The organism is Burkholderia sp. BE17 (assembly GCF_009362305.1).
GTDB classification, from domain to species: domain Bacteria; phylum Pseudomonadota; class Gammaproteobacteria; order Burkholderiales; family Burkholderiaceae; genus Burkholderia; species Burkholderia pyrrocinia_C.
In genome coordinates, this window is record NZ_WHNU01000023.1 from 56097 (window position 1) to 68291 (window position 12195).

A 12195-nucleotide genomic window follows, 5' to 3' on the forward strand; every position below is an offset into this window, starting at 1 on the left:
ATCGAATCATTCAGGGAAACAGAACATGTCGAAACTGGCCGGTCTGACGCAGCGGCTTCGCGTCTGGTTGTATGTCAAGCGATTGACCATGCAATGGCGTCGTGAGGCCGCACGACGCGTCGCAGGCGACGACGGCGCGTCCGCCGCCCATCTGCTGGTCCTGCCGTGCGATCCGTGGACGCTGGTCGGCTCGAAAGGCGATGAAGCGATGCTGCGCGCGGTCGTCGAGCGGTTACGGCAGGCGAACGGTGCGTTGAAGGTGTCGGTCGTCACGGCCACGCCCGCGGCGGCAGACGCCGCGACCCGGCTCGGTTTGCATGCGGTCGACGCATGGAACGAGCCATGGCGCCTGACGGACACGGTCGAACGGCTCGCCGCGCTGCGACCCAGCGCGGTGGTCGTCATCGGCGCCGACGTGATGGACGGCTACTACTCGCCCATTACGTCGCTGAGGTTGCTGGCAACCGCGGATCTGCTGGTCCGGCGCGGCGTGCCCGGCACGATTCTCGGCTTCAGCTTCAACCGCTTGCCGTACATGCAGTTGCGGCATGCATTCGATCGGATCGACGCCCGGCTGATGGTCAACGTCCGCGACGGCGTCTCGCTCGATCGATTCAGGCGTTTCAGTTCGGCGAGCGCGGAGCTCGTGGCGGATTCCGCCTTCATGCTCGAGCCGGACGACTCGTCCGATTGCGTCAGGGGCACGGCCGCGTGGGTCGCATCGCGCCGCGCGGCCGGCGACATCGTGATCGCATTCAACCTTCACCCGATGCTGATCCGCCGGGCCAGCGACGACGATATCGCGGCGCTGGTCGCGTCGGCGCAGGCAGCCATTCGCGAACTCGCGGAGCGTCATCGGATCGGCATCGTGCTGCTGTCCCACGACTATCGCGGCCGGGACGGCGACGATACCTGTCTCGAGCCGCTGCATCGCGCATTGGCCGCGACGATGGGCGAGCGGCTTTGCTACCCGCGCACCAGGATGTCGGCGGCGGAACTGAAGGCCATTTCAGGGCAGGTGGACGGCGTGGTGACGGGACGCATGCATCTGGCGATTGCCAGTCTTGGCATGGGCGTGCCTGTCGCGGCGTTGACCTATCAGGACAAGTTCCAGGGTCTCTTCAGTCATTTCGGTCTGTCGGACGCCTTCTTGCTGAAGCCCGAGGACGCGATGCGTTCCACCCATCTGGCGGCGGTGCTGGACCGGTTCGTGTCGGCGCTTCCGCAACTGCGCAACCAGGTGCAAACCGCGCTGCCGCGCGTAAAGGAGGCGTCATGCAGAAACCTGCGCGGCGTGATCCACGCGATCCGGCCGTCGTGAGCGGCGTCCGCGATATTTTTTCCGTATTCGCCGCAGCGCCGCATGACGCGCGCGCGGTCGAACCGCAACCTGTCGACTCTCCACGGAATGTGTCACATGAAGCGTCCTACCCTGCGCGAGCTTCAACAGCAGCTCGGCCAATTGAACCTGATCGTCGAAGAAGTCAGGCAGAAAGAGAAGCAGGCCAGGCTCAAGGAGATTGGCGAGCACGTCAGGCAGTTCGGCATTACCGAAATCGAATTGCTGCGAGCGGCGGGCTTCATCAAGGCCCGGCCGCGGAAGGCGCCGGCGAAATACTACGACCCGGACACCGGCCGATCGTGGTCCGGCAAAGGCGTGCGTCCCAGGTGGCTGGCCGGCAAGAACCCGGACGACTATCTGATCCGGGAAACGCCGCAGCCATGGTGGCCGGAAACGAGCTGATTGCCGGGCAGGCGCCTGCGTCCGGCGTGACTCGAATGAGCTGAATTCCAGAGGCATCGTTTTACATGCGGAATCCAAACGAAGATCCGGTTGACCCCGACGGTTCGGGTCTCAAGAAAAAAGCGAATTATCGTGCGCCGGCGCTCGAGAAGGGCCTCGATATTCTCGAGTTGCTCGTCGGTCGCGAGTACGGAATGGCGCAGGCGGACATCTGTCGCGCGTTGAAGCGCAGCCGGAGCGAACTGTATCGGATGATGCAGGTGCTCGAGGAGCGGGGTTACATCTACAGGGTGGATCGTTACGACCGTTACGCGCTGACCATGAAGCTTTATTTTCTCGGACAGCATCATGCGCCGACACGATCGCTCGGCGCGCTTGTCGCACCGCTCCTGCAGCAGTTCGCGTTGCAGACGGTCCAGTCGTGCTACCTGACGGTATTCGATGGCGACACGATGGTTGTGATCGCAACGGCCGGCGCTGAAACGGAATGGAACCTGGCGGTCCGGGTCGGCACGCGCGTTCCGCTGCACGGCAGCGCCGCGGGAGAGATGTACCTGGCTTTTCAGGACGAAGACGTGCGAACCCGATTGCATCGGACCATCGGGCACGATGTCGAGTCGTGGAATCAGCCGCGCGGTGACGAAGCATTGCCGACCCATCAGGTAGACGGTTATATCTGCCGCCCGAATGAGCGCATTCCCGGCATCACGGATATCGCAACGCCGATCGTCGACAAGTCGGGCTCGGCAATCGCGATCCTTGCTTGCCCATACCTGGCGCTCTCGGGAGAGGCCGGGGCGATGTCGATCAGGCAGATCGGCGTCGCGCTGGGCGAAACGGCACAGCGCATTTCCGCGACGGTCGATCAGCGGTTCATGCAATCCGCCGTCGAGATGCCGTCGCGCGAGCCGGCGCGGAGTGCGCGTCGGGCGGGTTGAGGGTATTCCGGAGATTCGTATGGCGCGGCGCCCGCGCGTGCGATCACGCGCGACGCGACAGCCGCCCGCACCGCGCGCCGTTTCGCCGATCCGCTGCGCCATTCACGAAGCAACGCCGGGGCTCGGCGCATCGATCCCATTATGAAAAATGCGTGAAATCGCCCGTTCGTTTTTTGCGCCGGCGCATGCTTTCGCTGATCGGCTCGCACGCGCATCGGCGGCCGGTATTTCGTGCACGAGCGTCGGTAGTCGATAGGTTGTACGAATATCGATAATGACACTACACTGATTATCAGCCGGCGCCGGGACACGCGGTTATCCATTCAATACGCATCGCCAAGTACTAATTAAACGCGTGCCGACAATCGCCATCGAGGATGGCTGCCTTGTTCCTCAATATCCAGCGGGGGGGAAGTGGCGATGAAAATCGGGGCTGCGCATAACCCGTCAGCGGTTTGCTAGCCGAGCGGCGCGCGCATGAGCACGACCGGAAGTATTCAGGCGACGTCACTCGGGCTGCATGGCTCGAGTTCGGCGATGGCCGACCTGCGCCGCTATCTGGCGAAGGTCGCGCAGACCGATACGACGGTGCTCGTGACCGGCGAAACCGGCACCGGCAAGGAGCGCGTCGCCGCCGCCGTCCATCGCCTCAGCGCCCGCATCGGCAAGCCATTCATCGCGGTCAACTGCGCCGCCGTGCCCGACAGCCTGTTCGAATCCGAGATGTTCGGCCACGAGCGCGGCGCTTTCACCAGCGCCCAGAACGCGTTTCCCGGCCGCTTCGTCGAGGCCGACGGCGGCACGCTGTTCCTCGACGAAGTCAGCGAGATGCCGCCCGCCGTCCAGGCCAAGCTGCTGCGCCTGCTCGAAGACCGCACGGTGATGCCGGTCGGCTCGCTGCGCCGACGCGCGGTCGACGTCCGGATCGTGGCCGCCAGCAACGAAAGACTGGAGGACCTGGTCGCCGAACGCCGTTTCCGCCCCGATCTGTTCTATCGCCTGAACGTCGCGCGCATCGAGATACCGCCGCTGCGGGAGCGGCCGGAGGACATCGCGTCGATCGTCGATCACTTCGTCGCCGAACACAACCAGCGGCGCGCGATGCGGGTGGGGCGGCCCGATCCGGCGTTGCTCGAGTGCATGCGGCACTACCCGTGGCCGGGGAACGTGCGCGAGCTGCGCAACCTGGTCGAGGCGTTGTTCATCGATGCGCCGGAAGGGCGCCCGTTCGGGCTGGGCGACCTGCCGCCGGCGTTTCGCCGCCTGTTCTTGCAGGACTTTTCCGCCGGCGAACATGAGCGCGAACGGCTGGTCTCGGTACTGCGACAGACCAACTGGAACAAGATGGAGGCGGCGCGCCAGATGAACTGGTCGCGCATGACGCTGTACCGCAAGCTGGCCAAGTACAACCTGGACGGCGGCAACACTGCATCAGTGTGACAGTGCGGCTGTCACATGGTACGGCCCGGCAGCCTTCACGCATTCCGGTCCGACCGGGAAATCCCACGGCAAATCATGCGCTTGCGTCAGCGCGCGCGGGTTGGCCCGCTCCTTGCGAAGATCGACGGACAGACCGCCCGTCGCCATGCAAGGAGGCCGTCGTGCACGTCATCGAGCCGCTCCAGGACGCCCCGCCGGACCCGGCGCAGCCGGCCGGCCAGCCACGGTCGCTGCTGGCCAGTTATGCGAATTATTTCGAGGTCGGGCATAACGCGTTCGAGTTCCTGATCGATGCCGGACAGGTCGAGCCGCAGTCCGGCAACGTCCAGCTGATGAGCCGCATCGCGGTCAGCCCGGTTCACGCCAAGCTGCTGGCGCAGTTGCTCGCGCGCTCGATCGCCCAGTTCGAAGCGACGCACCACGACATCCCCGACATTGCCGACATCGCCGAACCGGAACCGGATCTGGCGATTCTTCCCCCGCAGGAATTCGAACAGCGCGCGATCGATGCGCGCAGCAAGCCGATGCTCGGCGGCCGTCGCGACGAGCCCGATCAAAACCAGAGCTGAGGACACGACATGGCAGCGCAACTCCATCCCAACCGCATGGTCGTGACCGACCGCTTCCCGATGCTGGGCTTCACGATTCGCGTGGGCCACGCGCCGTGCGTCGCCGAACTGGTGATCGCCACCGATCCCGCGCTGTTCGTGCGCAAGGAAGGCCGCACGTCGTCGACGTTCTACACCAGCCGCGAGGACGGCCTGCTGGCGATCCCGCGCGGCGAAGCGGTGTTCATGGTGCCGCCGGCGGTGCTGACGCGCTTCGCGGGCGCGGGCCGGCTGTGGTTCGGTCTCGCCACCGCCGCGTCGCCCGATGCCGACGCGTGGACGGTGGACGTCCTGCCGAATGCCGACAGCCCCTACGTGTCGCTGTCGGGGCTCAGCGACCGGGGGTTGCGCAGGGTCCTCATGTTCCCGACGCGCGGGGGGGCCGGCGTCAGGGGCCCGCTGTTGAACTGGGCGGGCGACGGCACCCGGCCGGGCGCCACCGCCGTGCCGGCGCCAGCCGCGCCGGCAGCCGTTCCCGCCGCGCCGCAGCCGGGCGTCGAGGCTGCCGCGCCACACCACGACGTCCACTACGACGACGGGTTCGGCCCGCTGCCGCCGCTGCACGCCGCAGCGCCGGTCGCAGCGACGCCCCCTGCGCCGGCACCGGCGCCCGCCGCCGCGCCGGCGCCCGTCTCGCAGGGGATGGGCGACGATGCCGAGTTCCGCCTTGCCGGCGAGCGCCGCAGCTTTACCTGGCCGCGGCCGCGCAAGCTCTCGACCGTCGAGCGGGCCGCGCTGCGCGCGATGCTGAGCGCGAATCCGGCCACCGCGTCGCTGCTGCTGCTGCTGCCGGTCGCGATGCGCAACGGCCTGTCGGTCTCGATCGGCGCTGGCGCGGGCGCCGGGCTGGAAGCCGGGGGCTCTGGCTCGGTCGGCCTCATCTTCGACGCCAATGGCGACGACATTGGCGCCTTCGCGGCGGGCGAGCTCGACTTCGGCTTCATCGTGTCGGCGAGCGTCACCGGCCAGATCAGCCTGCTGCGCGGGCATATCGACGATTTCGCGGGCGCCGGCACGTCGGTGGGCGTGATGATCGGCGAAGCCCCGGCGGGCGGCATCTCGGCGCTGTTCAACGCCCGCAACGAATTCGTCGGCGTCACGCTGTCGGCCGGCGCCAGCGTCGGCAGCCCGGTGAGCATCTTCGTCGGCGTCTCGCGCGCCGCGTCGGGCACGATCGCCACCGCGTCGTCGTTCGCGTGGTCGCGCGGCCTGAGCGACGACCCGGAGGCATACGGCATCGATACGCCGCCGTACAGCGACGACGACGCGGCCGCCGAGCCGTCCGCAACGGCCAGTGCGCTGGCGCTGGGGGCGCGCGAGAACAGCCTCGTCACGCGCACCGCGGCCAGCCCGAATTTCGACGAGGGGCGCGGCAGCAGGACGATCGACCGCGTCATCATCCACATCGCCGACGTGCCCACCGTGCAGCACGTGGTGAATACCTTCACCAATACCGCGTCCAAGGTGAGTTCGCATTACCTGGTCGGGCAGGCGGGCGAAGTCGTCCAGTTCGTCTCCGAGGCCGACACGGCGTGGCACTGCAAGGGCTCGAACCAGCGCAGCATCGGCATCGAGCATATCGCCGTGAAGCGCGGCGGTGCCGACTACCCGCGTCGCAACGGCACCGTCCAGCATTTCGACGCGCTGGCGCCGACCCAGCTCCAGTATGAAACCTCGGCGGCGCTGGTCGCGTCGCTGTGCGACAAGTATCAGCTGCCGATCAATCGCACCACGATCATGGGCCATCGCGAGGCCGACACGTCGACCGGCCATACCGCGTGCCCCGACGGCAACTGGGACTGGGACTACTTCATGCGGCTGGTCAACAGCCGCACCTGCCAGCCGCAGGCGGCCGGCCAGGCGCTGGGGCTCGCCGCCCGCGGCCTCGGCGACGACATTCCGCTCGATCCGGGCGTCGGCGGCCTGTCGATCGGCGCCGACGCGCTGGAGATCGGCGACATCATTCTCAGCACCACCGGCAATCCCGGCTCCGGCGTGATTCGTGCCGGCTCCGGCGCCGAGGTCAGCCATGCGATGCTCTATGTCGGGCAAGGCGGGCAGGTGATCGAGGCGATTCCCGGCGGGGTCCAGCTGCGCCCGCTCGCGGATGCGCTGGCCGATGCGCGCCTCGCGGTCGCGTTCCGGGTGCCGGGCCTGACCGATACGCAGAAGCGGCAGGTCGCCGATGCCGCCGCGCGCTACCTCGATCGCGGCTTCAACTATGTCGGGCTGGTCCGTTGCGGCAGCTACCTGATCGATCGCCACGCGTGCGAACTGCTGTCGGGCGACGCGGCGGAGCGCTGCCGCCGTTTCGTCGGCCGCATCGAGCTCGGCGAAGGCGCCGACACCGACAACTTCTTCTGCTCGCAACTGGTCGCCCAGTCCTTCCAGGACGCGGGCAGGCCGATCGTCAGCGTGCCGCCGCACTGGGTGCCGCCGGGCGATCTCGCCAGCCTGTCGACCGGCACGATGGCCCCGGGAACGCTCGCGTATGTCGGCCACCTGAAGGCACCGATCCCGAGCCGCAGCTTCTTCGGCATCGGCCAGGCGCTGTCGGTCGCCCCGGGCGCCGCGCGCGCGCTGGGCGCCGACGACTGGACGGTGAACTGGGACGAGGTGCAGCTGACCCCGCAGCCCACCGACATGGGGTGCTGGGCAACGGCCGCGTCGATGGTGATCGGCTGGCGCGACAACCAGAGCGTCGACCCGGCGCTGCTCGCGCGCTGCATCAGCCTCGAGCGCCAGATGCAGGATGGCCTGAAGCCGGCCGAGGTGGCGGTCTTCGCCGGGGCGTCGAGCCTCACGGTCGAACCCAATGCGAGCTTCTCGCCCGAAGGCTTTCGGCGGTTGCTCGAGGCCAACGGGCCGATCTGGGTCGCCGAAGTCGTGCGCGCGCCGGTCAACTTCTTCCATGCGGTGGTGGTGACGGGCATGTATCGCAGCGGCGACGCGTATTTCGTGCGGATCACCGATCCGCTGGACCGTGTGGTCGGCACGCCGGGCCATCCCGGCGCGCGGACCCTGCCGCCGACCCACGCGACCGGCAGCCGCTACATCATGACCTACGAGGATTTCGTGTCGGAATACGAGACCGCGGCCGGCATCGGCGTGATCCAGCTCATGCATGCGGGCGGCACGTTCGGCCACTTGATCAATCGCGGCAGCGCGGCGGGCGCGGGCTACGCGCTCGGCGTCGAGCCGCCGGCCGCGGGCGGCGAATTCGGCTTCGGCGTGAGCCTGACCCGGCGCACCGAGAGCCGCGACGGGCGCAGCTACGATCTTGCGCAACTGGCCGGGCTGGTCCAGCCCGCCAATGCGCTGGCGGGCGGCGCCGGCCAGCCGCGCATGACCGGTCAGCGCATCGCCCTCGACGACTGGCCGTACATCGACGGGCCGGGCGGCCGCACGTCGGCGCCGGTGACGATCGACTGGGCGTGGCAGGGCGGCGCGGTCGGCGACGTGGCGATTGCGCCGGGCGACGGGCAGATGCTCGACGGCTGGAGCGCGCTCGTGCGCGCCGATATCGGCCGCGGTTCCGGCACCCCCGAGCGGGCCAGCGTCAAGCTGCGCATCACCACCACGTTCCGGCATGCCGGCGAGGAGGATCAGGTCGGCGTGACCGAGGTGGCGCTGAACGGCGACGGCCGCTTCCAGACCGTGCACGGCGCCGACGGCGCGGCGCCGCTCCCGGCAAGCGGCACGCAACCCGCGGCGCGCGAATTGCAACCCGCCTGACCCCCGAGGGACACGCGCGATGGCCCGCCTCATTCCCCCTCCGCCGCCACGCGGCGCGGCAACGCCCGCGATGGCGCTCGCTCGCGACGCGTTCGGCCGTGAGATCGTCGACGGCTCAGGCGCGAGCGACCCGGGCCGGCAGGACGGTGCGTTGCCGCAAGCGGCCGCGCCGGCCGGCAGCCCGGGCGCGTCGGCGCCCCCCAAGGAGAAGGCGACCGACGCCATCGGCCGGCGTGCGGCGGCACTGGCCGACGCGATCGACTTTCCGACCTTCGTCGCGAGCCTCGTGCATGGCACGTACGACGCGATCGTCGACAGCTCGATCAAGCAGGTCGAGAGTTTCGCCGACCTGGTCGGCGCGGTGGCCAAGCCGCTTGACCAGTTCGCGCAGGAGAACGTGACCGACGGACAGGCGCGCGCGTGGCTGGTCGAGCAGTATCCGCACGACGTGACGCTGGCGCAGGACGGCGGCGAATACCGTCTCGCGCCGGTGGTCCGGCCCGGCGACGGTGACGGCGACGCGGCGCCCGCGCCTGCGTGGCTCGCCGATTTCGGCGCGGCCGACGGCGCGTTCGACGCCCAGACGCTCGAATCGGTGGTGCTGCCCCGCGCCCGCGAGCGCGTCGCGCAACATCGGCTGTCGACGTTGTCGACGATGGTGCTGCTGGGCATGCAGCGCGTCGTGGTCAAGGACGGGACGATCGCCGCCAGCCTCAATTTCCAGGCCAAGGCGCGCGACCGGGCCGCCGTGCAGTATGCGACGTCGAACGACCCGTCGTCGGGACAGACGACCTGGGGCGGACGGGGGACGTCGGGCGACGTCGTCACCACGGTCTCGACCGTTGCGGTCAATGCGCAAACCGATACCGATCTCAAGGCGACGCTGACCGGCAAGGTGAGCATCAATTTCGCGTCGGAGACACTGCCGCTCGACCGTTTCGTCGACGAGGCGTCGCGCAATCTGCTGGAGCGGCACAGCCGGCCGGCGGCGCGGATCGCGCCGCCGGCGCCGACGGCTGCGACGGCCGCCCAGCCTGCCGCGCCGGTTGCGGCGCCCGCGCCCGCGGCGACGCCTGCGTTGCCGGCGGCGCCGGCCGCATCTGCCGCGCCCGCTGCTCCGGTTGCTCCGGCCGCTTCGGCTGCGCCCGCATCCACTCGAGGAGAACCGGCATGATTTCGCAGCGGCCGCTGGGCGAGACGCTGGGCGCGTTTGCCGACGTTGCCGAGCTGCTGACCGCGGGGGCGGCGCAGGGGCTGCAGGTGCGCTCGCTGGCCATGGAGCTGCCGCTCGACCTGCGTGTCGCGCGCGGCGCCGGCGGCATCGAGCTGGCCGGCGACCTGCCGCGGTTCCTGACCCGTACGGCGTTCGATCCGGAGCCGGCGCGGCTCGTGATCGTCCTTGAAGCCGTGCCGGCCGGCGGAGCGGGGCAATGAACAGCAACGCCAGCCTGCGCCTCGAGGATTTCATCCAGGCCGTGCAGAGCCAGCTCGACAACGCGCAGGCGGCGATGGCGATCAAGGCGCGCAACCTCAACCTGCCGCTGACCTTCGCGATCAAGGACGTCAATCTCGATTTGCGCGCCCACGTCGAATTCGTCGAAAGCGAGGTCTGGATTCGCCCCGCCGGCCCGGGCGACACCGACAGCAGCACCTTCCATCTCGTCTTCACGACCATCACGCGGCCGGCGATCGAGGAGAACGCGATCGCGCTGTCCGAGGACAGCAAGGACCAGCCGCTGGACGCGCTGGGCGACGAACTCTCGGCCGAGGACCGCAAGCGGCTGGAATGGGCCGGCGTACGCACGGTCACGCAATTTCGGCAGGCCGAGCAGCGCGACATGGTGCATGCGATCGGCCGCGTCACCAACCTGTCCGTGGACCGGCTGCGCCGGGCGCTCGACCGGGCGTCCGCGCCGAGCGTCGAGCGGGTCGAGCCCGTGGCGCCCGCCACCGACGCGCTGCCCGATGCGTCGCCGCTGCTGCGCGTGGTCGGGCGCAATCTCGTTAATGGCGGGCACGCGCCGCTGGTGCGGATCGGCAATCGTCCGGTCGCCGTGCTGCAATCGGCGGACGACGAGCTGCTGCTCGCGCCCGGTCGCGACCAGTGGGCCGGCGAACTCGCCGTCTCGCCGACGAGCCGGCATGCCGCCGCCGTGGCGTTCGACCTGAGCGCCTTCGCGCCGCCGCCGGCGCCCGCCTCCAGGCCGATGACCCTGGCCGCCGTTCCCGGTCAGGAGGAGACGCGGCCATGACGATCCATGCACTCGGCGCGCCGTGGGCGTCGCCCGGCGAGCGGCAGTTCAGCCTGCCGACCAGCCTGCTCCTGAAGCTGGCGCTCGGCGAAGCGCCCGAGCATGTGCCGTCGATCCGCGACGTGACGCGCGGCGCGCTGGCCGCCGCGCAATGCATCGACGGCGGCCCGGTCGACCGCATCGTGGTCGCGTTCGCAGGCCGCTTTCTCGCGGTGCGCCCGTTCAGCGCGGTGGCCGGGCGCTGGGTGCCCGGGCAGGCGCACCACGGTTACGACGCGGTCGAGCAGGCGACGGGCGTGGCTCGCACGCTGCTGCTGCGCGTGCCGGCCGGCACGCCGATCGGTGCGCTGTGCGACTCGCTCGCGCAGCTCGCGAGCGTGGAAAGCGTGACGCCCAACTACGTGGCGATGGTGCCGATGGACGCACCCGGCCGGCTGGCGCCCGTGCCGCCGGCTGCACGGTTCGCGCAGGATGCCCGTGCGCTGGTGCGCATGGCCGACGCGCATGCGATCGAGCGGGGCGACAGCGGCGTCACGGTCGGCCTCATCGACAGCGGCATCGCCCGCCAGCATCCCGAATTCGTCCACGCGTTCCGCGCGGGCGCCGACACGGTGCGGCTGGAACCCGGCGATCTGTCGCCGGGCGTGCAACTGCTGAGCGGCCATGGCCATCGCGGCGATTTTCCCGAGGACCGCTTCGTCGGCCACGGCATGGGTTGCGCGGGCATCATCGCCGCCGAGGGCGTGGCGATGCCGCGCGGACTCGGCGGCGATTGCCGCATCCTGCCGATGCGCGCGCTGGCGGCCGCCCGCCTGCCGGGCAACGCGCACGCGGTCGGGCTCGGCGCGATCGCCGACCTCGACCGCGCGCTCAAGCTGGCGGTCGACCTCGGCGCCAAGGTCATCAACATGAGTTTCGGCACCGACGATGCGACGATCGCCGCCAACCGCCCGAAACCGCATGCCGACACGATTGCGTATGCCGCCGCGCGCGGCTGCATCCTCGTTGCCGCGAGCGGCAACAACGGCAGCGTCACCCGCTACTGGCCCGCCGCCTACCCGCAGGTGATCGCGGTCGGTGCCGTGGGCGACGACGGACGGCCCACCCCGTTCTCGACGCGCGGCCCGCACGTCGCGCTGTGCGCACCGGGCGAACGGGTGCTGACGAGCGCGATCGAGGCCTATCAGCTTGCAACCGGCACCAGCTTTGCCGCGCCGTTCGTTGCGGGCGCCGCGGCGCTGCTCGTCGCGTATGCGCAGCGCCGCGCCTATCCGCTCGACGGCGCGACGGTGCGCGATCTGCTCGTCGCCACCGCCCGCCCGTTCGCGCCCGGCGCGGCCGACGGCTGCGGCGCCGGCATTCTCGACGCGGCGGCGGCGCTGCAGGCGCTGTCCGGCCGCATCGACGCGTACGAAGCGGCGGGCGACGACGGTTGCACGGACAAGGAAGGAAGCGCCGACGACGGCTGACTTGCGCAC

Annotated in this window: 10 protein-coding genes; all 10 read left to right on the plus strand. The window is 69.7% G+C overall.

Features of this window, described 5'->3' with window-relative positions; genetic code table 11:
• Nucleotides 1-25: 25 nt before the first annotated feature.
• The 10 genes from GD429_RS41170 (at nt 26) to GD429_RS20625 (ending at nt 12186) form a co-directional block, all read left to right on the plus strand.
• A complete protein-coding gene (locus GD429_RS41170; protein WP_227791693.1) occupies nt 26-1321 on the plus strand; it encodes a polysaccharide pyruvyl transferase family protein in 1296 nt (431 codons plus the stop codon).
• Nucleotides 1322-1417: 96 nt separating this feature from the next.
• A complete protein-coding gene (locus GD429_RS20585; protein ID WP_152859378.1) occupies nt 1418-1744 on the plus strand; it encodes an H-NS family nucleoid-associated regulatory protein in 327 nt (108 codons plus the stop codon).
• Nucleotides 1745-1809: 65 nt separating this feature from the next.
• The gene (locus GD429_RS20590) at nt 1810-2682 is read left to right on the plus strand and encodes an IclR family transcriptional regulator (RefSeq protein WP_152859380.1); all 873 of its coding nucleotides are present in this window, start codon (nt 1810-1812) and stop codon (nt 2680-2682) included.
• A gap of 477 nt (nt 2683-3159) precedes the next feature.
• The gene (locus GD429_RS20595; RefSeq protein WP_152859382.1) at nt 3160-4122 is read left to right on the plus strand and encodes a sigma-54 interaction domain-containing protein; all 963 of its coding nucleotides are present in this window, start codon (nt 3160-3162) and stop codon (nt 4120-4122) included.
• A gap of 161 nt (nt 4123-4283) precedes the next feature.
• Complete coding sequence (locus tag GD429_RS20600; RefSeq protein ID WP_321574742.1) at nt 4284-4691, plus strand: DUF3467 domain-containing protein; 408 nt, start codon at nt 4284-4286, stop codon at nt 4689-4691.
• A gap of 9 nt (nt 4692-4700) precedes the next feature.
• Entirely contained in the window at nt 4701-8465 is a 3765-nt protein-coding gene (locus GD429_RS20605) for an N-acetylmuramoyl-L-alanine amidase (RefSeq protein WP_227791694.1), read from the plus strand.
• Between the two features lie 19 nt (nt 8466-8484).
• Entirely contained in the window at nt 8485-9639 is a 1155-nt protein-coding gene (locus GD429_RS40530) for a hypothetical protein (RefSeq protein WP_193727148.1), read from the plus strand.
• Entirely contained in the window at nt 9636-9899 is a 264-nt protein-coding gene (locus tag GD429_RS20615) for a hypothetical protein (RefSeq protein WP_152859384.1), read from the plus strand. The genes GD429_RS40530 and GD429_RS20615 overlap by 4 nt, the downstream gene beginning before the upstream one ends.
• Nucleotides 9896-10717 (plus strand): hypothetical protein, encoded by an 822-nt coding sequence (locus GD429_RS20620; RefSeq protein WP_152859386.1) that lies wholly within the window; start codon nt 9896-9898, stop codon nt 10715-10717. Before GD429_RS20615 ends, GD429_RS20620 begins: the two co-directional genes overlap by 4 nt.
• A complete protein-coding gene (locus tag GD429_RS20625) occupies nt 10714-12186 on the plus strand; it encodes a S8 family peptidase (RefSeq protein WP_152859388.1) in 1473 nt (490 codons plus the stop codon). The genes GD429_RS20620 and GD429_RS20625 overlap by 4 nt, the downstream gene beginning before the upstream one ends.
• The last annotated feature ends 9 nt before the right edge of the window (nt 12187-12195 follow it).

What these genes read in the sequence shown, in the direction of transcription:
- GD429_RS41170 (WP_227791693.1), top strand. Translation starts at nt 26, where the DNA reads ATGTCGAAACTGGCCGGTCTGACGCAGCGGCTTCGCGTCTGGTTGTAT.
- GD429_RS20585 (WP_152859378.1), top strand. Translation starts at nt 1,418, where the DNA reads ATGAAGCGTCCTACCCTGCGCGAGCTTCAACAGCAGCTCGGCCAATTG.
- GD429_RS20590 (WP_152859380.1), top strand. Translation starts at nt 1,810, where the DNA reads ATGCGGAATCCAAACGAAGATCCGGTTGACCCCGACGGTTCGGGTCTC.
- GD429_RS20595 (WP_152859382.1), top strand. Translation starts at nt 3,160, where the DNA reads ATGAGCACGACCGGAAGTATTCAGGCGACGTCACTCGGGCTGCATGGC.
- GD429_RS20605 (WP_227791694.1), top strand. Translation starts at nt 4,701, where the DNA reads ATGGCAGCGCAACTCCATCCCAACCGCATGGTCGTGACCGACCGCTTC.
- GD429_RS40530 (WP_193727148.1), top strand. Translation starts at nt 8,485, where the DNA reads ATGGCCCGCCTCATTCCCCCTCCGCCGCCACGCGGCGCGGCAACGCCC.
- GD429_RS20615 (WP_152859384.1), top strand. Translation starts at nt 9,636, where the DNA reads ATGATTTCGCAGCGGCCGCTGGGCGAGACGCTGGGCGCGTTTGCCGAC.
- GD429_RS20620 (WP_152859386.1), top strand. Translation starts at nt 9,896, where the DNA reads ATGAACAGCAACGCCAGCCTGCGCCTCGAGGATTTCATCCAGGCCGTG.
- GD429_RS20625 (WP_152859388.1), top strand. Translation starts at nt 10,714, where the DNA reads ATGACGATCCATGCACTCGGCGCGCCGTGGGCGTCGCCCGGCGAGCGG.